The sequence below is a fragment of the Bradyrhizobium sacchari genome, assembly GCF_002068095.1.
Taxonomy (GTDB): domain Bacteria; phylum Pseudomonadota; class Alphaproteobacteria; order Rhizobiales; family Xanthobacteraceae; genus Bradyrhizobium; species Bradyrhizobium sacchari.
Map to the genome: position 1 here is coordinate 184,549 of NZ_LWIG01000012.1, position 18,819 is coordinate 203,367.

The 18,819-nt window shown below is 64.8% G+C and carries 20 protein-coding genes; 6 read left to right on the forward strand and 14 right to left on the reverse strand.

What is annotated here, in order from left to right; all coding sequences use genetic code 11:
- Positions 1–647: 647 nt before the first annotated feature.
- Positions 648–1,034 (reverse strand): hypothetical protein, encoded by a 387-nt coding sequence (locus A5906_RS16060; RefSeq protein WP_080136356.1) that lies wholly within the window; start codon positions 1,032–1,034, stop codon positions 648–650.
- Between the two features lie 289 nt (positions 1,035–1,323).
- Between A5906_RS16060 and A5906_RS16065 the strand changes: the two genes are divergently transcribed.
- The gene (locus tag A5906_RS16065) at positions 1,324–1,581 is read left to right on the forward strand and encodes a DUF2798 domain-containing protein (RefSeq protein WP_080136357.1); all 258 of its coding nucleotides are present in this window, start codon (positions 1,324–1,326) and stop codon (positions 1,579–1,581) included.
- 58 nt (positions 1,582–1,639) lie between these two features.
- Entirely contained in the window at positions 1,640–2,866 is a 1,227-nt protein-coding gene (locus A5906_RS16070) for an MFS transporter (RefSeq protein WP_136615262.1), read from the forward strand.
- Between the two features lie 2 nt (positions 2,867–2,868).
- Here A5906_RS16070 and A5906_RS16075 read toward each other — a convergent pair whose 3' ends face one another.
- The 3 genes from A5906_RS16075 to A5906_RS16085 all read right to left on the reverse strand — a co-directional run bounded on the left by A5906_RS16075 (position 2,869) and on the right by A5906_RS16085 (position 6,122).
- A complete protein-coding gene (locus A5906_RS16075; protein WP_080136359.1) occupies positions 2,869–4,656 on the reverse strand; it encodes a chloride channel protein in 1,788 nt (595 codons plus the stop codon).
- A gap of 12 nt (positions 4,657–4,668) precedes the next feature.
- Entirely contained in the window at positions 4,669–5,322 is a 654-nt protein-coding gene (locus A5906_RS16080; RefSeq protein ID WP_186465169.1) for an L-fuculose-phosphate aldolase, read from the reverse strand.
- A 170-nt stretch (positions 5,323–5,492) separates the two neighbouring features.
- Complete coding sequence (locus A5906_RS16085) at positions 5,493–6,122, reverse strand: MarC family protein (RefSeq protein ID WP_080136360.1); 630 nt, start codon at positions 6,120–6,122, stop codon at positions 5,493–5,495.
- Positions 6,123–6,286: 164 nt separating this feature from the next.
- On the opposite strand from A5906_RS16085, the gene A5906_RS16090 reads away from it, so the two are divergent.
- The 4 genes from A5906_RS16090 (at position 6,287) to A5906_RS43055 (ending at position 9,988) form a co-directional block, all read left to right on the forward strand.
- Positions 6,287–6,856, forward strand: a complete 570-nt coding sequence (locus A5906_RS16090; protein WP_080136361.1) for a YciE/YciF ferroxidase family protein — start codon at positions 6,287–6,289, stop codon at positions 6,854–6,856.
- Between the two features lie 186 nt (positions 6,857–7,042).
- Positions 7,043–7,426, forward strand: coding sequence for an Hsp20/alpha crystallin family protein (locus A5906_RS16095; protein ID WP_080136362.1), 384 nt, complete (start codon positions 7,043–7,045; stop codon positions 7,424–7,426).
- A gap of 8 nt (positions 7,427–7,434) precedes the next feature.
- The gene (gene lon / locus A5906_RS16100) at positions 7,435–9,828 is read left to right on the forward strand and encodes an endopeptidase La (protein WP_080136363.1); all 2,394 of its coding nucleotides are present in this window, start codon (positions 7,435–7,437) and stop codon (positions 9,826–9,828) included.
- Positions 9,829–9,832: 4 nt separating this feature from the next.
- Positions 9,833–9,988, forward strand: coding sequence for a hypothetical protein (locus A5906_RS43055; protein ID WP_167523613.1), 156 nt, complete (start codon positions 9,833–9,835; stop codon positions 9,986–9,988).
- 69 nt (positions 9,989–10,057) lie between these two features.
- Here the strand turns inward: A5906_RS43055 and A5906_RS16105 are convergent, their stop codons facing one another.
- The 10 genes from A5906_RS16105 to A5906_RS16145 form a co-directional block, all read right to left on the reverse strand.
- Positions 10,058–10,360: an HU family DNA-binding protein gene (locus A5906_RS16105; protein ID WP_008139488.1), complete on the reverse strand. Its 303-nt coding sequence runs from the start codon at positions 10,358–10,360 to the stop codon at positions 10,058–10,060.
- 344 nt (positions 10,361–10,704) lie between these two features.
- Positions 10,705–11,937, reverse strand: coding sequence for an acetyl-CoA C-acetyltransferase (locus tag A5906_RS16110; RefSeq protein WP_080136364.1), 1,233 nt, complete (start codon positions 11,935–11,937; stop codon positions 10,705–10,707).
- A gap of 230 nt (positions 11,938–12,167) precedes the next feature.
- Entirely contained in the window at positions 12,168–13,631 is a 1,464-nt protein-coding gene (locus A5906_RS16115; RefSeq protein ID WP_080136365.1) for a GH1 family beta-glucosidase, read from the reverse strand.
- A 126-nt stretch (positions 13,632–13,757) separates the two neighbouring features.
- Positions 13,758–14,165, reverse strand: coding sequence for a hypothetical protein (locus A5906_RS16120; RefSeq protein WP_080136366.1), 408 nt, complete (start codon positions 14,163–14,165; stop codon positions 13,758–13,760).
- Positions 14,166–14,226: 61 nt separating this feature from the next.
- On the reverse strand, positions 14,227–14,394 hold the full coding sequence (locus A5906_RS43060) for a hypothetical protein (RefSeq protein WP_167523615.1): 168 nt from the start codon (positions 14,392–14,394) through the stop codon (positions 14,227–14,229).
- 128 nt (positions 14,395–14,522) lie between these two features.
- Complete coding sequence (locus A5906_RS43065) at positions 14,523–14,756, reverse strand: hypothetical protein (protein WP_080136367.1); 234 nt, start codon at positions 14,754–14,756, stop codon at positions 14,523–14,525.
- Positions 14,753–15,052, reverse strand: coding sequence for a hypothetical protein (locus tag A5906_RS43070; RefSeq protein ID WP_080136368.1), 300 nt, complete (start codon positions 15,050–15,052; stop codon positions 14,753–14,755). The genes A5906_RS43065 and A5906_RS43070 overlap by 4 nt, the downstream gene beginning before the upstream one ends.
- Before the next feature lie 126 nt (positions 15,053–15,178).
- Entirely contained in the window at positions 15,179–15,538 is a 360-nt protein-coding gene (locus A5906_RS16135) for a hypothetical protein (protein ID WP_080136369.1), read from the reverse strand.
- A 133-nt stretch (positions 15,539–15,671) separates the two neighbouring features.
- Positions 15,672–15,944, reverse strand: a complete 273-nt coding sequence (locus A5906_RS16140; RefSeq protein ID WP_080136370.1) for a hypothetical protein — start codon at positions 15,942–15,944, stop codon at positions 15,672–15,674.
- A 175-nt stretch (positions 15,945–16,119) separates the two neighbouring features.
- A complete protein-coding gene (locus tag A5906_RS16145; protein WP_080136371.1) occupies positions 16,120–18,606 on the reverse strand; it encodes a TonB-dependent receptor in 2,487 nt (828 codons plus the stop codon).
- Positions 18,607–18,819: the final 213 nt, after the last annotated feature.

Consider the following 18,819-nt stretch of genomic DNA (forward strand, 5'->3'; position numbering starts at 1 on the left):
CGATGGTCGGACGGCTTATGCCGCGCTCTCCCGGGAGCCGAATTCCCTCTGGCCTCCCTCACTCCCGCGGAATTCACCAGCAGCGCGCCGGTTGACGCAACTGCCGCCTCCGCAAGAGCTTGACCGTAGCAACGACGGCCAGGACCACACGGTTTTGCCGTACGCACGGCCCGCCCTATCGCCGCAGTCTTTCCAGCCCTGTCGACGGAGCCGGAAACTTGCAAACGAGACGAAGCCTAGCAGCGCCGTTCGTCCACGCGAAGCCTTGGGCTCACGGAGAGCAATCCGCCCTGCCCTTAAGCTCACGCGCCCGACGCTGCCGCGTCCACCGCAAGCCCCGGCTCGCGAACACGACGACCACATGATCGCCCCTCAAGGATGAGCCGGGATGGGCGATATCTACGACAAATCCGAATTTCGGTAAAGCGGAATATTTTTGGCGGATCGGCTTGACAGCCGGGCGACACAGCCCGGCCTCGTAGCCCGGTGAGCGCAACGATATCCGGGGTCTTGCCACCAGCTACAGCGGTCCCGGGTATCGCTGCGCTCACCCGGGCTACGCGAGAACCCGAGCACGAAAAAGGGCGGCGCGAGGCACCGCCCTCTTCCGAAGCGAGATCGAAACCGACCGCGCGACGCGGCTGATATCAGTAGCCCGGATCGTAATAATAGGGACCACCGCCGTAATAGCCCGGGCCGCCATAGTAAGGACGCGGGCCATAATAATAGCGGTCCTCATAGTAGTCGCGGCGCCGCTGCTCGGCGATCACCCCGCCGATGATGCCCGCGGCCGCGCCCATGAAGGCGAGACCCGCGGCGCTCGGGCCGCGTCGATAGTAGTGGCGACGACGCGCTGCGCTGAAATCGGTTACGTCGGAGGACGCCTGGCCTGCCGTCACAGCCTTTGTGGACGCCTGGGCCGGCCGAGGGGCCGCCGCAGCCGAGGGCGATACCGAGGCTGCGAGCAGCGCCAGGCCTGCGCACGCGGCCAGAATGGTGTTGCGGCCTGCTGCGGAAATCATGAGTCTGCTCATTTTGATCTTCCTCTGTTTTTCGCCCAATCACATCCATGCAAACGGCTTGCAACGCGCAAACCACTGAAATGGTTTCGTAATCGCGGCAATCTGCCACGCTTTGAACGATTGTAAACCGAACGAGGTGATCCAGCTTGCGCCACTCAACCTGAGCGGTTAATGAACAGCCGCGCCGTTTTTCGGTCGCCGTAAGCGTTTCACGTGAACCAACGCATCAACCGACGTCGTCGGGATCGATGCCATTTCAAAGGTTCACCGTGACTGACGCGTCCTTTTCCAAGAGAATCAGATGATTGCGGTTCGCAAACTGCCGGCGCGCTATGCGCCGATCGTGATGCCATTCGTGCTGTCCACCCTCATGACCGCCGTGGTGTCCGTCATTTCGACGCTCCGGAGCCTCGGCCCAACGCCGGCGTTCCTCGCGACCTGGCCGGGCGCCTGGGGGCTGTCGTGGCTTGTCGCCTTTCCAACGCTGCTGATGGTTCTGCCACTGGTCCGCCGGATCGTGGCCTGCGTCGTCGCAGCTCCATCTCAACCAGGCCGATAGCCGGCGCGGACGGCGGCGCATGACGCACGCCGTCCCGCTTTCGTGATTGCTCACCACCTTGGATCAAGCTTCCACACTTGCCACGTCACCAGTCGCGCTGTCGCGACATCCCCCGCTGCTGCTCTACATCGCCTCGCGAAGTCTGTCGGAATTCTCCTATCAGGTCGCCACCGTTGCGGTGGGCTGGCAGATCTACGCGCTGACCGGCAGCGCCTTCTATCTCGGTCTTGCCGGTCTCGTGCAGTTCATCCCGAGCGCCCTGCTCGTCTTCGTCGCCGGGCACACGGCCGACCGCTACGACCGGCGGCGGATCATGCAGCTTTGCGAGCTGACGCAGGGTGTCGCGGCCTTCTATCTCGCCCTGCGGCTGCTGGCGGGGACGCTGACCGCACCGGATATCTTCGTCGTGCTCGGCCTGTTCGGGCTGGCCGGTGCGTTCGAAAGCCCGGCCTCCTCCGCGCTGCTGCCGGCCGTCGCCCCCGAGGGCATGCTGCAACGGGCGACGGCACTCTCGACCGGCAGCTGGCAGGTCGCGGCCATCGGCGGCCCCGCGATCGGCGGGCTAGCCTATGCGGTGTCACCGAGTGCGCCATTCGTGCTGATGGCGGTGCTGTCGCTGGTCGCGAGCGGCCTGACCGGTCTGATCCGGGTCGAGCGTGTCGCGCCCACCAAGCACGAAGGTCTCGACGGGCTCTTTGCCGGCTTGCACTTCGTTCGCAGCAATCCCGCGATCCTCGGCACGATCTCGCTCGACCTGTTCGCGGTCCTGCTCGGTGGTGCCACCGCGCTGCTGCCGATCTATGCCAAGGACATCCTGCAAGCCGGCCCCTGGGCGCTCGGCGTGATGCGCGCCGCGCCCGCGATCGGTGCACTCGTGATGACCGCGGTGATCGCACGCCGCCCGATCACACGGCGCGCGGGACTGCGGATGTTTCAGGCCGTCATCGCCTTCGGACTCGCAACCATCGTGTTCGCCTTGTCGCGCAACGTCTGGCTCTCGATCGTTGCGCTCGCCGCGATGGGGGCAGCCGACACGATCAGCGTCGTCGTCCGCGTCGCGCTGGTGCAGTTGGCAACGCCGGATGCCATGCGCGGCCGCGTCGGCGCGGTGAACTTCCTCTTCATCAACGCCTCGAACCAACTCGGCGAATTCGAGAGCGGCATGGCGGCGGCCCTGCTCGGCGCGATGCCCGCCGCGGCGCTCGGCGGCATCGGCACCATCGCGATCGCGCTATTGTGGATGAAGCTGTTCCCGGTGTTGCGGGAGGTCGATCAGCTCGAATAATTCTACGACAGCGCCCCGAGCACGCCGCGCGTCGCCTTGTCGATCTCCTCGACATAGCGGCGGCGTACGAAGTTCTCGGTGAGGAAGCCGACCACCTTGCGGCTGTCGGTGGAATCGACCACCGCCAGCATCTCGGCTTCGGCCTCGTCGAACACCGCCATCGCCGACTTCACGTTCATTTCCGGGATCAGCACGATGTCGATCAGACGGGCGAGCTCGATCACCTGGATGTCGTCGGCGATGGTGTCGAGGTCGCTGGAGAACAGGTCGGGCAGCAGCACGAGGCCGACATATTCGTCCGCATTGTTGACGATGACGATTCCCGGCCGCGAGCCGAGCGCGAATTCGCGGCGGACCGCGGCGATCGTCGTGGTCGACGGCACCTTGCCGACGTCCGAGCGCATCAGCCGTTCGACCGTGAGGTTACGCAGCCAGCCGACGTCGTTGGCGCTGCGGATGGTCTCGCCGCGCAGATGCAGGCGCCAGGTCGAGAAGGAGTGGCCGAACATGAAGCGCACGCAGATCGAGGTGACGATGCAGCCGGCCAGCACCACGGCGGTGACGTCGACGTTGCGGGTCATCTCGAGCACGAGGAACGACATCGTCAGGGGACCGCCGACGATGGCGACACCGAGCGTCGCCATGCCGGTCAGCATCGACACCAGGGGATCGATCACGAAGTTCGGACTGATCAGCAACAGCACCGCGGCGAAGAACTTCCCGATCAGGCTGCCGACGAACAGCGAGGCGAAGAACAGGCCGCCGCGGAAGCCCGAGGCCAGCGAGATCAGGCAGGCCGTCAACTTCAGGCCGATGATCAGCGCGATCAGCCCGATCGTCATGTCGTGGAACAGGTCGAGCACCATGGCGCCGTGGCCGGCCGCCAGCACCTGCGGCGTGAGGATCGCAAAGCCGCCGACAATGAGGCCGCCGAACACCGGACGAAGCCAGACCGGCAGCCATTTGAACAGGCGCTCGAACATCGGCGAGGAGCGCATCACGGCGATGCCGACGCCGCTGGTGACGAGAGCAAGCCCGATCAATGCCAGATACTGCTCGATGCCGACCGAGCTGACCTTGGGGATTTCGATGGAGTACGGCGCGCCGCCGAGCCATTGCGCGGTCAGCGCGCCGGCCAGCGAAGCCGCCAGGATCGGCGCGGCGCTGCCGACCGAATAGACGCCAACGATCAGCTCGCAGGCGTAGAAGGCGCCGGTGATCGGCGCACCGAACGCGGCTGCGATCGCGGCGGCGGCACCGCAGCCGACCATCAGCCGCAGATCGTTGCGGCGCAGATTGAAGAACTTGCCGAGCAGCGAGGCGATGCCGGAGCCGATCTGGGTATAGCCGGCCTCGAGCCCGACCGAAGCACCGCAGCCGTTGGAGATCAGCGTCTGGCTCGACACCACCACGCTGTCGCGCATCGAGAGATTGCCGCCGCGCAGCGCGTTGGCCTCGATCGGGTCGACCGCGTTGGAGATCTTCATCCGCCGCCGCGACCATTCCATGATGCCGAGCGCCAGGCCGCCGAGCGCAGGCGCGAGCAGCGCGGCCCAGGGGCTCACGCGCGCATTGGCCGACAGGCGAACGTCGACGGGAATGCCGTAGATCACGACATGGGCGATCTGCGCGATCTCGGCCATCAGCGTCACGATGGCGCCGGCGAGCGTGCCGATCACCAGCGCCAGCGGGATCAGGTAGAACTCGTTGCTGCGCAGCAGCGCGCGCAGCCGAACCATGGTGCGGTTCGTTCCCTTGCGATCGACGAGGCGCCTGATCCGTACGAACACCGTCTGCCCGCCCTACCCTTCCGACAGGCCGTAGCCGGCCATGCGCTGGCGGACCCGTTCGATCTCGTCGCTGGAAAGAAGTGGCGGCTGTCCGATCTGGAGGCAGCCGTGATATTGCCGCGCCAGCGTCTCGACCTCGACGGCGAGCCACATCGCCTTGTCCAGCGTCTTGCCGATCGCGATCATGCCGTGATGGTCGAGCAGGCAGGCGAGCCGCCCCTCCAGCGCCCGCACCGCGTGCTCGGACAGTTCCTCCGTTCCGAAGGTGGCATAGGGCGCGCAGCGGATGCTATCGCCGCCGGCAGCCGCGATCATGTAGTGCACCGGCGGGATCTCCATGCCCATGATCGCCAGGATGGTGCAATAGGTCGGATGGGCGTGGACGACGGCGTCGACGTCGGGCCGCGACTTCAGGATGTCGCGATGGAAGCGCCATTCGCTGGACGGCTTTTGATGGCGCGCATGCGAGCCGTCCATCGCCATGTACACGATCTGCTCCGGCGTCATGGCGTCATAGGGCACGCTGGTCGGCGTGACCAGGAGCCCGTCCGTATGCCGGACACTGATATTGCCTGACGTGCCCTGGTTGATGCCGAGCGCATTCATGCGGCGGCAGGCGTCGATGATGGCCTGTCTCTTGGCGAGTTCGTCCGCTGTCATCGACATCCCGATTTCATCTCGACCTCTTGGCGATGGGCGCTTGTTAGAGCGGAAGTACGTCAAAGCGATGTGGCAGTGCAAGCGAAAGCGGCGGGGATCAGACGCCGCCGTGTCCGCCACCCCGACGGGCCCGGAAATATGGCTTAAAATCAATAAATTAGCCGACTGCCGCCACCCTACGAAAGGCTCGCCCGGACGGCCGCTACGCCATTGATCACGAACTGCACCGAATAGGCCGCGAGCAGCATGCCGAGCACGCGCGAGAGCACCGCATTTCCGGTGCGCCCAAGGGTGCGCGCGATCAGGCCCGCGGAGACAAAGCACAGCATGCAGAGCAGGCACACCGCGAGCACGATCGCGCTGATGATCGCGAGCCTTGGACCGTAGCCGGCATCGCCCGACAGCAGAAGCGTGGTCGCGATCGCGCCGGGGCCAGCCATCATGGGGATGGCCAGGGGAAACACCGCGACGTCCGCGGCATGATGCTCCGAGGTCGCCTTGTCGGCCTCGCGCGCCTCCCGGTGCGGGCGGTCGCCGAAGATCATCTGGTAGGAGACGCCGAACAGCAGCAGCCCGCCGGCGATCTGGAAGGCGGGGATACCGATGCCGAGCTGGCGCAGCAGCCAGTTTCCGACCAGCGCGATCACCACCAGGATCGAGGCCGCGATCAGCGGCGCGCGCAGCGCGACCGTCCGCTTGACCTTGTCGGGCATGCCGGAGGTCGCGGCGAGGAAGGCCGGCGCGAGGCCGACGGGATCGACCACCAGCAGCAAGGTCACGAAGGCGGACAGGGCAAAGTCGAGCATCGGACAGCGTCTCGGGCAGGCTTGTCTCAGAAGAGCTTGGCTCAGACGGCAAGCCATAGCGGCTGGCGGCCGCCTTCGCGAGGAACATTTGCTCATCCCGGTTCTTGATCGCGTGAGGATCGAGGAAGGGCATGCCTTCCCGTGTCATGTAGAGAGGAGGACCAATGGCCAAACGAGCGAAAAAACGTGCGAACAGGAAAACCGCCGCATCGCGCCGGACGCGTCAGGCGCCGAAGATGCTGAGCGACCTGTTCCTGGAAACGCTGAAGGACATCTATTTCGCCGAGAACAAGATCATCAAGACGCTGCCCAAGATGGCCAAGGCGGCCCATTCGAAGGACCTTGCGGCGGCCTTCAACAAGCATCTGCGGGAGACGCAGGGCCAGGTCAAACGTCTGGACCAGATCTTCAGGATGCTGGGCAAGCCTGCGCGCGGCAAGCCTTGCGAGGCCATCAACGGCATCACCGACGAGGGCGCCGAGATCATGAAGGATTTCAAGAACGCCCCCGCCCTCGACGCCGGCCTGCTTGCTGCGGCCCAGGCCGTCGAGCACTACGAGATCTCCCGCTACGGCACGCTGCGCACCTGGGCCGAGGAGCTCGGCATGCCGGATGCGGCAAGGCTGCTCCAGGAGACGCTGGAGGAGGAAGAGGCGACCGACCACACGCTGACCGAGCTCGCCACCTCCGTGATCAACCTCGAAGCGGAAGACGAGTACCGCGCCGCCGCCTGATCGCACGAGGTGCCCAATTGTTGCCTTCGACGCCGCGGAACATCTTTCGCGGCGTCGAAGCGTCCGAGTGCAAGGGTCTCCTCGCGTCCGCGGGGAAGGCATGCTCCAGACGCGCGATGCTGGAATTTTGGGGAACCGTCCCCATATCCCCGTTTTCCAACCGCAGCGCCTTCCCCGAGTTTTGCCATGCAACCCAAAAATCCCCTCGACTGGATGCTGTCCGAAGCCCTGGACTCGCTGACCCGCGCCGAACGGCTGCGCCAGCAGTTCGGCCGGCAGGAAGCCTGCTGGGAGCCGCCGATCGACGTGCTCGAGACCGAGCATGAGCTTCTGATCCTGGTGGCACTTCCCGGCGTCAATCCGGACAATGTCGAGACTGTCATCCATGACGGCGTGCTTGTGATCTCCGGCCAGCGCACGCTTCCGCCGGAGCTTCGCAACGCCCGCATCCATCGGCTCGAATTGCCCCAAGGCCGCTTCGAGCGGCGCATCGCGCTTCCCCTTGGCCGCTACGCCATCAGCCGCTTCGTGATGGACGGCTGCGTCGCTCTGCGCCTCGCCAAATCCTGAGGTCGATCATGACCACCGAACAGATGAACAACACACAGACCAATTCAACCGAGTCCGACGTGAAGATCCCCGAAGACGCACTGATCATCATCCCCGTGCGCGAGATGGTGCTGTTCCCCGGCGCCATCGCGCCGATCGCGATCGGCCGGGCGAAGTCCATCGCCGCCGCGCAGCAGGCACTGCGCGAGCAGCGGCCGGTCGGCATCGTCCTGCAGCGCAGCCCCGAGATCGAGGACCCCGGGCCGGACGACCTCTACCGGGTCGCGACCATCGCCAACATCGTGCGCTATATCACCGCGCCCGACGGCACCCATCACATCGTCTGCCAGGGCGTGCAGCGCGCGCGCATCCTCGACTTCCTGCCGGGGACGCCGTTCCCGGCCGCGCGCTTCCAGCAGATCCCCGAGCCGACCACGAGCTCGCCCGAGATCGAGGCGCGCGCGCTGAATTTGCAGCGCCAGGCCATCGAGGCGATCGAGCTGCTGCCCCAGGCGCCGCCCGAGCTGGTCGCGATGTTCCAGAGCACCAGCGCGCCCGGCGCGCTGGCGGATCTGGCCACGTCCTTCATGGACATCAAGCCGCAGGACAAGCAGGAGGTGCTGGAGACCATCGACCTCGCTTTGCGGGTCGAGAAGGTGTCGAAGCACCTGGCCGAGCGGCTGGAGGTGCTGCGCATCAGCAATGAAATCGGACAGAAGACCAAGGCCTCGTTCGACGAGCGGCAGCGCGAGGCGATCCTGCGCGAGCAGATGGCAACCATCCAGCGCCAGCTGGGCGAAGGCGACGGCAAGGCGGCCGAGGTCGCCGAGCTGACGGCTGCCATCGCCAAGGCCAACATGCCGCCCGAAGCGGAGGCGCACGCCAAGAAGGAGCTGCGCCGCTACGAGCGCATGCCCGAGGCGGCCGGCGAAGCCGGCATGGTCCGCACCTATCTCGACTGGCTGATCGAGCTGCCCTGGGCGCTGCCCGCGGAGAAGCCGATCGACATCAAGGAGGCACGCCGCATCCTGGATGCCGACCATTTCGGTCTGGAAAAGATCAAGAGCCGGATCATCGAATATCTGGCGGTGCGCAAGCTCGCGCCGCAGGGCAAGGCCCCGATCCTGTGCTTCGTCGGCCCGCCCGGCGTCGGCAAGACCTCGCTCGGCCAGTCCATCGCCCGCGCGATGGATCGCCCCTTCGTGCGCGTCAGCCTCGGCGGCGTACATGACGAAGCGGAGATCCGCGGTCACCGGCGCACCTATATCGGCGCGCTGCCCGGCAACATCATCCAGGGCATCAAGAAGGCGGGCAGCCGCAACTGCGTCATGATGCTGGACGAGATCGACAAGATGGGCCGCGGCGTGCAGGGCGATCCTTCCGCCGCGATGCTGGAGGTGCTCGACCCCGAGCAGAACGGGACGTTCCGGGACAATTACCTGGGCGTGCCTTTCGACCTGTCGCGCGTGGTGTTCATCGCGACCGCCAACATGCTGGACCAGATTCCGGGTCCGCTGTTGGACCGCATGGAGCTGATCAGCCTCGCCGGCTACACCGAGGACGAGAAGCTGGAGATCGCGCGGCGCTATCTGGTGCGGCGGCAGCTGGAGGCCAACGGCCTCACGGCCGAGCAGGCCGAGATCGAGCCGGAGGCGCTGAAGCTGATCGTCAAGGGCTACACCCGGGAGGCCGGCGTGCGTAATCTCGAGCGCGAGATCGGCAAGGTGTTCCGCCATGCCGCGGTGCAGGTCGCCGAAGGCACGGCTGCCAAGATCGTGGTGACGACGAAGGACATCGCCACCGTGCTCGGCCAGCCGCGCTTCGAGGGCGAGATCGCGCAGCGTACCAGCATTCCGGGCGTGGCCACCGGCCTTGCCTGGACGCCGGTCGGGGGCGACATCCTGTTCATCGAGGCTTCGCGCGTGCCCGGCCGCGGCGGCATGATCCTGACCGGCCAGCTCGGCGAGGTCATGCGCGAGAGCGTGCAGGCGGCGCTGACGCTGGTGAAGAGCCGGGCCTCGCAGCTCGGCATCGATCCCTCGGTGTTCGAGAAGAGCGACATCCACGTTCACGTCCCGGCGGGAGCGACCCCGAAGGACGGGCCGAGCGCGGGCGTTGCGATGTTCACGGCGCTGACGTCACTGCTCACCAATCGTACGGTGAGGAGCGACACCGCGATGACCGGCGAGATCTCGCTGCGCGGCCTGGTACTGCCGGTCGGCGGCATCAAGGAGAAGGTGGTGGCTGCGGCCGCCGCCGGCCTGAAGCGGGTGATGCTGCCGGCGCGCAACAAGCGGGACTACGACGACATCCCGAAGAGCGCGCGGGACAACCTCGAATTCATCTGGCTGGAGCGCGTCGACGAGGCAATCGCCGCCGCGCTCGAGCCGGCGGCCGAGGCCAAGGTCGAAGCGGCGGAGTGATGCGATGCAGAAACTGCTGGAAAGAGCGAAGAGATCGCGCAAGACGCAGCGGCTGCGCCAGTTGCTCGATCGCGCCATCGACCGTGTGCGCGATGCGCTCGCTGCCCCCGGGCCGCGGCTTCAGCCGATCCCGGTCCGGGTGAAGCGCCGCAAGGGTTGAGCTCCTCCGTCTCAGGCCCTCGCGGCTGCCCCAAATAAAAGGCCCCCTTGCGAGGGGGCCTTTGCGTTATCAGGCCACGGCGTCCTTGGCAGCCTTGACCGGGCGGGCGCGGACGATCTTCCGGGCCGGCTTGGCCTTGAACATCATCTCTTCACCCGTGAACGGGTTGGTGCCCTTGCGCGCCTTGGTCGCGGGCTTCTTGATGACCACGAACTTGGCGAAGCCCGGCACCAGGAACAGGCCGTTCTTCTTGAGCTCCTTGTGGCCGACGTCGGTCAGCGTCTCCATGACGCTCTTGACGTCGCGCTTGGAAAGCTCGGTGGCGGTCGCAATCTTTTCGATCAACTGCGATTTCGACATTTGGGCTGGCATCGTGTCTCCTCTGATTCGTTGCCGGTTGCATATTAGACCAACCGGCGAAGGCCTATAGCCTTCTGCACAGTTTGTCGCGATTTTACGGGCTTTTTTGGCCCCCTGTGGCAAAAAACCCTGCTTTTTAGCTACTTCCGGAGCGGGAGAAGCCTCGGGCAGCGGATTTTACCTTGTTTCAAAGGCCCGCACGCAGCCTTGCTAAAGCTGATTCGCGGCTTTCGACAAGCGACGACCGGCCTCTTTGTGCAAGGAGAGGTGCGTTTCACCCTAGAAAATAAGGGTTGGAGCGCACCACAACCGCTTTCCCTCCCTTTTTTAAGGGGAGAGAGGTGAAGAGGCGTCAGCTACACGCGCTCGATGATGATGGCGGGCGCCATGCCGCCGGCGGCGCACATGGTGACGAGACCGCGCTTCAGGTCGCGCCGCTCGAGCTCGTCGAGCACGGTGCCGATCAGGATCGAGCCGGTCGCACCGATGGGATGGCCGAGCGCGATCGAGCCGCCGTTGACGTTGACCTTGGCGCGGTCGAGCTTGAGATCGCGGATGTATTTTTCAGCCACCACCGCGAAGGCCTCGTTGATCTCGAACAGGTCGATGTAGTCGATGGAGAGGCCGGCCTTCGCCAGCACCTTGCGCGTGGCCGGCACCGGGGCGTTCAGCATCAGGGTCGGCGAATCCCCCATGTTCGCCATCGCGACGACACGCGCGCGGGCTTTGAGGCCATGCGCCCTGGCATAGCCTGGCGAAGCCAAGAGGATCGCGGCGGCGCCATCGACGACGCCGGACGAGTTGCCGGCGTGATGCACGAAGTCGATCTTCAGGTCCGGATATTTCTGCAGGATCAGGCCGCGATAGGTGGTGCCCTTGTCGTCGAGCGCGTAATCGGCGACCGCGGGAAACGCTGGCTTCAGGCTGCTGAGACCTTCCATCGTGGTCTGCGGGCGCGGATATTCTTCATGGTCGAGCGCGAGGCTGCCGTCCTCGCGGTGCACGGGCACGAGGCTGTTTTTGAAGTGGCCGTTCGCCATCGCATGCGCGGCGCGCTTCTGGCTCTCGAGACCGAGCGCATCGACGTCCTGTCGCGTGATGCCTTCCATGGTCGCGATCGCGTCGGCACAGACGCCCTGATGCGACTGCGGATGCCTTGCGCGCAGGCGCAGATTACCGGAGTCCATCATCATCGGCCCGCCGCCGCGTCGCCCTTCCATCGACATCATCTCGCAGCCACCGGCGATGACGAGGTCTTCGGCGCCCGCCATGATCGAGCTTGCCGCCATGTTGACGCTGGTGATGCCGCTTCCGCAGAAGCGATCCAGCGTCACCGCGCTGGCGCGCACGTCATAGCCGGCATCGAGCGCCGACATGCGGCCGAGATCGCCGCTTTGCGTTGCGACCTGCGCACTGCAGCCCCAGACGATGTCGTCGACGTCGGCGGTATTGATGCCGGTGCGTTCGGCGAGCGCGCGCAGCACGGTTGCACCGAGCTGCTGCGGATGAATGCCGGAGAGCGCTCCCTTGCCGGCCTTGCCCACGCCTCGCGGGGTGCGGCAGGCATCGATGATCAGCGCGTCGGTCATGGGCGTTGTCCTCTTGTTGTGAGTGTTGAGGACGTTTTGAATAAGGGGAAGAGTGGAGTCAATGTAGGCTGCTGCACTCCCTCTCCCCGTTCTTACGGGGAGAGGGTTGGGGTGAGGGCTGCCTCGGCAACAACGGTAACAGACGGACTCGCGGGGGGCTCCCCCTCACCCGGATTTTCCGCTGCGCGTAAAATCCGGCCTCTCACCGCACGCGGGCAGCAGCGAAGAGATCATACCCCCGCCGCGTTCTTTGCGATCACATTGCGATAGAAGCTGGCACTCAGCTTTGCCGTGCGGACCTGGGTGTCGAAATTGACGTGATAGAGGCCGAAGCGCTTGCTGAGCCCGAACACCCATTCGAAATTGTCCATCAGGCTCCAGAGGAAATAGCCGCGCACCGGCACGCCTTCGGCGGTGGCGCGCTGGAGCTGGGCGAGATAGTTGCGCAGGTACATGATGCGGTCGGTGTCGTAGATCTTGCCGTCAGGCGTCACCACATCGTCGCCGGAAGTGCCGTTCTCGGTGATATAGATAGCGTCCGTCTTCCAGATCTTGGCCGCGAGCTTCGGCACCCAGTAGATCGTCTCCGGCGCGATCCGCAGCCAGTCCGAACTCATGTGCGGGAACGATTTCGGGATCGGCAGCGGCATGAAGCCCGCGCCTTCGTCGGACGGCACCACATAGTTCTGCGGCGCGTAGACGTTGAGACCGAGGAAATCGACCGGCGAGGAGATGATCTTCAGCTCGGCCTCAGTATATTTCGGCGCGTCGGCGCCCGCGTATTTCAGGAACGCGTCGGTATAGCGGCCTTCCATGATGACGTTGAGATAGCCGGCATTCATCTCGCGCAGCGCGATCTCGGCGGCCTGGACATGCTCGGGCGTGTCGATCGCGGGGACGCAGACGTCGATGTTCTCGGCAGGTCCCACCCTGGTGCCGCGGCGGCCATGGGCCCGCACCGCCTGCACCGCGAGCCCGTGCGCGAGCGCGCTGTTGTGCCTGACCTGGTTGACCTCTCTTTGCGGCAGCGTCACGCCGGGCGCGTCGATGCCGAGGCCATAGCCGAACTGCACGAAGCGGCCGCTCTCGTTCAGCGTGAACACGTTCTTGACCCGGTCGGTCAGGTGCTCGGCGACATAGGCCGCATAGTCGCCGAAGATCTTGCAGGTCTCGGTCGAGCGCCAGCCGCCGAAGCGGTCCTGCAGCGATTGCGGCAGATCCCAATGATAGAGCGTCGCCCACGGCTCGATGCCGTTCCTGAGGAGCTCGTCGATGAGACGATTGTAGAAGTCGAGCCCGCCAGCATTCGGCTTGCCATCCCCATCCGGAAACACCCGCGGCCAGGCGATCGAGAAGCGATAGGCCTTGCAGCCGAGCTCCTTGATGAGCGCGATGTCCTCCTTGTAGCGATGGTAATGCTCGTTGGCGCGGTCGCCGGTCGAGCCGTCCTCGATCTTGCCGGGGATGCGGACGAACTTGTCCCAGATCGAAACCCCTCGCCCGCCCTCGTTGACCGCGCCCTCGACCTGATAGGACGAGGTCGCCGTGCCCCAGAGAAAGCCTGCGGGAAAGCCGCTATCGCGCGTGGCCGCGGCCGCCGGCTTGGCGTCGGCGCCGTCCAGAGGGTTTGCGATCGCTGCCGCGGACAATCCCGCCAGCGCGGCAAACTGGCGACGCGAGACCTTGTCCGACATGTGATGCTGCTCCGAAGTGATGCTGGTGCGGCGGCACAATGGCGGGTCGCGGGCCCTTTGAGAAGCGGCCGTGCGCGTGCTGAATATGCAGAATTGCGCGGCTCGGGGGCCGCGGCGCTATCGCGGTCAGCGCGAGCGCTTCGGCAGCTTCGGAAGCTTGCCGGGATTGAACGCCGGTAACTGCCCGGTTTGCTCGGACGCCGGCTGCTGCTGCTGCGTCAGAATGAGCGTACCATGGAGAACCATTCCCGGCGCTTGTCGTGCCGTCGCCGTGTAGGTCGCGATTCTGCCGGGGCACGTTCCCTCGATCTCCAGCGTGAGCTCGTCCTCCACGCCGAACACCGTCGCACGCCCATCGGTATGACGCCTGGTCAGGACGCTTGCGGTGAAGCGATCTCCGTCGATCTTACAGGAGCCGTGATAGGTCATCAGGCTGTCGCGGCCCCAAATCTGGCCGTCGGCGACATGGACGATGCCGGTGCCCTGATCGATCGGCGTCTTGTACCACGCCGCGTAGGTGCCGTCCTTCAGCATGGGAGCAGTCTCCCCTGGTAATCCCCCCGCGGATATCCGCATGATCAGCGCTAAGAAAGCGTTAATCAGGCAGCCCGTACCAATCCGGGACGTCCCTGCGCAGCTCCTCTTCAAGCTCCTCGATGATGCTGTGAAGCAGGCACGCGGCAAGCGGGTCGGTGACTTCCCGCTCCAGACGCCGGTAACGCGCGATCTGGAATTGCCGCTCTCTCAACTGGTACTCTGTCATTGGACGACCCTCCGCCGAACTGACGCGGAGACAGCCGAACAGTTTCGTTAAAGTTTTCGGATCATTTGATATGGTTTCCGATCGGTAAAAGCCGACGCAGCGCCGGCTTGCGCCGGCGCCTCTCAATCCTACGGCACGTCGCTTGTCCGGCGACTCCCGCCGATGCTGTGCGGCTTGTTGAGGAAGAACTCCCGATTGCCAAGAGCTGCTTCCGCGTACTGATCGATCGCGACCTGGATCGCCTCGATGTGCATGCGGCACCAGCCTTCGAGGCAGGACAGGCGCCGCGCGTGTTCGAGAGCCTTCAAGAACTCCGGAGGCTCGTGCATGTCGGAGAAGTAGGTCGGCCTCTCTGCCTTCATGTCCTCGCCACCTCCCTTCGCGGAACAAGGGGGCGCTTCTCGACACCGATGCGCGGAGGCGCCGACCGCCGGCGGGGAACGAAGAGGCTGGCAACGACGATCGGGTCGGTGTCCCCGAGCGCCATCCGCTCCTGGACAAGCCCGCTCATCACGGTGCGCATCTTCATGACCTCCTCGGCCACGAAGGTGCAGTCTTCGTCCCGGTTGATTTGCTCATGCATGACGGCCTCGGCCTCACGCATGCTCACACGTAACGCCCTGATGATCTTGCGGATTTCATTGATGCGGTTGTCCATGGCTCGCTCCTTGGCTGGACGTGCAGCATAAGAACAAATCATGAACATTGAGTCAATCGGCCTGAAGTAGAACCGACCCGGGGCACGTCCCCTTACGGGAGGCCTCGCGGGGCGGTGGCAACCGCTCTAGGACGACAGGCGAAGCCAGACGTCCTTGCTCACCAGCGTACCGCTGGGCGTCGCGATCTCCATGTCCACGACGTGCAGGGAGCCGGGCTCGTCTGCATAGATGTACCTGAGGTGCCACATGCGGCCGAGGTCCGGTGAAATGACGAAATCGTCCAGTCCGTCGGTAATGGCCCTGATCGCCTCGCGGTGCGTCAAGGGCGCGGAAAACATCGCATCGATCAGGTTGGCGAGGCTCATACCCTCGACGAGCATGAGGCGCGCAACCTCGTCACCGTAAAGGTGTCGGAGCGCCGCGACGATGGCGGCGACGGCGTCCGGATTTTTCAATGACACGACAAAGCAAGCCTCCGGGCCCATGATGCCGGAGGCGGGATATTTTACGCAAGCTGTCTGCGCATGGCGGCGCGGAGCCCTCTCGAACGTGTCGGCGAAAACGAGGGCCAGAAGTCAGAAAAATGCCCGCNAATCGGCGGGCATCCAACAGTTCGCATTACCTCTTCGTACTCGTACTGCCGGCGCCGGAAGTCGAGCCGGTGGTTTGACCCGGGGCATATCCCGAGGCGCCCGGCGAACCCTTCTTGCTGCCTTTCGCCTGCATTTCGTGGCCCGGCGAGTAACCTGACGCGCCCGGGCTGCCGGTCTTCGCGCCTTTGGTCTGCATTTCATGACCGGGCGTTCTGTCCGAAGTGCTGCTCTGCGCAAGAGCCGCTGGGGCCGTCGCCGCGAGAGCGACCGCCGACAACAAGATGACTGCAACCTTCATTGCGTTCTCCCTTCTCGTGTGCAGGCCGCTAACCGGAAAAACCCCTCCTCGTTCCGATTTCGGGAAAAATATGCAACAGGCGCGAACTGGAACACTTGTTCATGTTGGAACGGGATGCATGCCCTGAGCCCGCTCTGCTGCCCGTCCAGGAGCGGACAGCTGCGCTTGGACGCACCTAGAACGTCACCCGCATGCCTGCATAGAACGCGCGCGGCCGGGCCGGGCTCAGTGAGCGCGGGTCGGTGAAATCGGCGCCGCCATTGCTGAAGTTGGGCAAGGCTCCGCGGTCGAAGAACTGTCCGTAGGTGGCGTAGCGCTTGTCGAAGATGTTGTCGATCTTGCCGTAGAGCTGGAAGTTCTTCGTCACCTGATAGGAGGTGTGAAGGTTGAAGACCGTGTAGGACGGCAGCTTCGAATACTGGTTGGACTCGTCGCCGACGAAATACTGGCTCGAGACGAACAGAGCATTGCCGCCGACTTTCCAGACGTCGGTGACGTTGTAGTCGATGCCGACCTTGACCCGGTGACGGGGAATCGCGGGAAGCTGGTTACCGGGCAGGACCTGGATGGTCTCGGTCACGGGATCTCTGAACGGGCTTTCAGAGCTGAGCGCGAAGGCATCGAGGTAGCGTGCGTCGACGAACGCGTAGCTCGCCTGGAATTGAAGCGTCGATGACTTGATGTTGACGTCGGCCTCGAGCCCCTGCCGCCGCGTTCTGCCGACGTTACTGAAATAGCCAAAGCCGGTGCGCCCGACTGCGGGAACGGCGACGATGTCGTCATAGTTGGTGGCGCGGAACGCACCGACCTTCCATCCAAGGGAGCCGATGTTCAGCTCCTTGGTGCCGCGCAAGCCGGCCTCCACGGTCTTGGACACGACCTGCTTCAGCGGCGGGTCCGAAACCAGAAACGCCGCGAGCATGCAGGGCCTGACCGGGTCGGCGCAGCCGAGCTCGAGCGGCGTCGGCACGCGGTTGGCCTCGGAATAGCCGGCATAGGCGGTCAACTCGGGCGTGATCTTGTAGGTGCCGCCGATCACCGGATTGAAGCGGGTGAAGGTGTGGTCGCCGTTAAGACTGGTGCCGAGCTGATCCTCCAGCATGATGCGCGCCAGGTTGAAGCGGCCGCCGCCGGTGATGGCGAAGGCATCCGTGACGTTGAACGTGTCCATCGCGTACAGGCCGTTATATTGGTTGACGGTCCGCAGCGAGACCGGACCGGCGACCGGATCTGTCGTGGGCGTCGCCCCCAGGAAGACACCGCTGCCGCTGACGACGTAATTCTCTCCCATCGATCCGATCTCGGCGGTCGCGTTGTAGCGCGTGACACTTGCGTCATAGCTGGTGCCCATGACGAAGCGGTTGTCGTGCCCAAACAGCTGATCGGTGTTGGTGGCCTGCCCCGACACGCCGAAGGTGGTCGAGCGTATCGAGCTGCGGTCGATCTCGCCGAGGATGGTCCCCGTCGGGAACGGATTGGCAAGCTGCACGCCGTCGGTGCCGTTCGCCTCCATTGTGTCGTCGCCGAAGCACAACAGCCCGGCAATGGCACATTCCTGCACGTCGGTCGGATTGCCGTCGACCAGCTTCTGCTCGTACCGGCGCACATGCGCGGTACCTTCGAGCGTCCAGGTCGGCGTCGCATCGACCTTGCCGGTGAAATTGAGATAGCCGACGCGGTTGCTCGTGGTCTGGGGCGTGGTGTAGGTCGCGCCCCAATATTTGTCGAGCAGCTCGGCCGGAACGGTGGCGCTGGCGCCAAAGTCGTTCTTGGCGAGCCCCATGTTGACGTGGAATTCGCTGTCGCCCTCCTTGTAGCCGACATCGCTGTAGAAGCGCCGCACGGTCGATTGGGAAAAATTGCGGAAGCCGTTGTCGCGCAGGCCTTCGAGCGCGGCGTAGACGCCGTAGTTCTTGTCGACCTGCTTGCCCCATTGCGCCGAGCCCTGGACGCGGCCGAACGAGCCGCCCATCAGATCGAGTTCGGCCCCCTGATAGGTGAAGCCGTCCTTCATTTGCAGGTTGATGGCGCCGCCGAGCGCGTTGAGGCCGAAGGCGGGGTTGTTGGTGACGAGCGTCACCGATCTGATCGCGGCGGTCGGGATCAGGTCCCAGTTGACGGCATCCGAGAAGGCCTCGTTGATGCGCACGCCGTTCTGGTACACCGCAAGGCCCTGCGGCGCGCCCGTCACCGGCGAGGCGATGAAGCCGTGGAATTCGACATCCGGCTGAAACGGATTGCCGGTGACCTCGCTGATGTTGACGCCGGCGATGTTGTCGCGCAGCGCGTCGGTGACGTTGAGCGAGCCGGTCCGCCTGATCTGGTTGGCATCGACCGCGTTGATCGCCGAGGCGACCTTGTCGACGTCGAGACCCCGGCCGGTGCCCGGCGAGGTCGGATAGACATAGATGCGGGTCTTGGGGCGGTTCGACGATGATGTCCCGGCCCGCGCGACCGGCCGGGTTGGCGGCGTACGCCTTGCCACCGAGGACGACGGCGCCGTCACCTCGACCGGCGGCAGATTCTGGACGTTGGTCTCCTCGTCCTGGGCGGCCCCGGCAGGGCCGGCAAAGACCAGCCCCGACAACAGCCCCGTCGACACCGAGGCCATCAACAAACGACGCTTACCTCTAAGACGTTTGCCCCTAAGACGCTTGCCCATTCCTGCCTTCCCAACCCACCCGTGACCACCGGCTGTTCTGACTTTTCGCCGTTTGGCCGACGAGTGTAATCGGCAGGAACTTACGCGCCAGCCACAAAAGGTCGGGCATTATCCGCACCCGTTTTCCCGACCTAATCGGGAAAAATTCCCGATCGTCCTGTTTGAGCATGATCTTTTTGGAAAACCGCTGCACAGTTTGCGCTGGCGCGGCCC

What these genes read in the sequence shown, in the direction of transcription:
- A5906_RS16085 (WP_080136360.1), bottom strand. Translation starts at nt 6,122, where the DNA reads ATGCTCGACTTTGCCCTGTCCGCCTTCGTGACCTTGCTGCTGGTGGTC.
- A5906_RS43055 (WP_167523613.1), top strand. Translation starts at nt 9,833, where the DNA reads ATGCAGAAACTGCTGGAAAGAGCGAAGAGATCGCGCAAGACGCAGCGG.
- A5906_RS16120 (WP_080136366.1), bottom strand. Translation starts at nt 14,165, where the DNA reads ATGCTGAAGGACGGCACCTACGCGGCGTGGTACAAGACGCCGATCGAT.
- A5906_RS43060 (WP_167523615.1), bottom strand. Translation starts at nt 14,394, where the DNA reads ATGACAGAGTACCAGTTGAGAGAGCGGCAATTCCAGATCGCGCGTTAC.
- A5906_RS16090 (WP_080136361.1), top strand. Translation starts at nt 6,287, where the DNA reads ATGGCCAAACGAGCGAAAAAACGTGCGAACAGGAAAACCGCCGCATCG.
- A5906_RS16115 (WP_080136365.1), bottom strand. Translation starts at nt 13,631, where the DNA reads ATGTCGGACAAGGTCTCGCGTCGCCAGTTTGCCGCGCTGGCGGGATTG.
- A5906_RS16105 (WP_008139488.1), bottom strand. Translation starts at nt 10,360, where the DNA reads ATGCCAGCCCAAATGTCGAAATCGCAGTTGATCGAAAAGATTGCGACC.
- lon (WP_080136363.1), top strand. Translation starts at nt 7,435, where the DNA reads ATGACCACCGAACAGATGAACAACACACAGACCAATTCAACCGAGTCC.
- A5906_RS16095 (WP_080136362.1), top strand. Translation starts at nt 7,043, where the DNA reads ATGCAACCCAAAAATCCCCTCGACTGGATGCTGTCCGAAGCCCTGGAC.
- A5906_RS16135 (WP_080136369.1), bottom strand. Translation starts at nt 15,538, where the DNA reads ATGGGCCCGGAGGCTTGCTTTGTCGTGTCATTGAAAAATCCGGACGCC.
- A5906_RS16145 (WP_080136371.1), bottom strand. Translation starts at nt 18,606, where the DNA reads ATGGGCAAGCGTCTTAGGGGCAAACGTCTTAGAGGTAAGCGTCGTTTG.
- A5906_RS43065 (WP_080136367.1), bottom strand. Translation starts at nt 14,756, where the DNA reads ATGAAGGCAGAGAGGCCGACCTACTTCTCCGACATGCACGAGCCTCCG.
- A5906_RS16080 (WP_186465169.1), bottom strand. Translation starts at nt 5,322, where the DNA reads ATGTCGATGACAGCGGACGAACTCGCCAAGAGACAGGCCATCATCGAC.
- A5906_RS16110 (WP_080136364.1), bottom strand. Translation starts at nt 11,937, where the DNA reads ATGACCGACGCGCTGATCATCGATGCCTGCCGCACCCCGCGAGGCGTG.
- A5906_RS16140 (WP_080136370.1), bottom strand. Translation starts at nt 15,944, where the DNA reads ATGAAGGTTGCAGTCATCTTGTTGTCGGCGGTCGCTCTCGCGGCGACG.
- A5906_RS16065 (WP_080136357.1), top strand. Translation starts at nt 1,324, where the DNA reads ATGATTGCGGTTCGCAAACTGCCGGCGCGCTATGCGCCGATCGTGATG.
- A5906_RS16060 (WP_080136356.1), bottom strand. Translation starts at nt 1,034, where the DNA reads ATGAGCAGACTCATGATTTCCGCAGCAGGCCGCAACACCATTCTGGCC.
- A5906_RS43070 (WP_080136368.1), bottom strand. Translation starts at nt 15,052, where the DNA reads ATGGACAACCGCATCAATGAAATCCGCAAGATCATCAGGGCGTTACGT.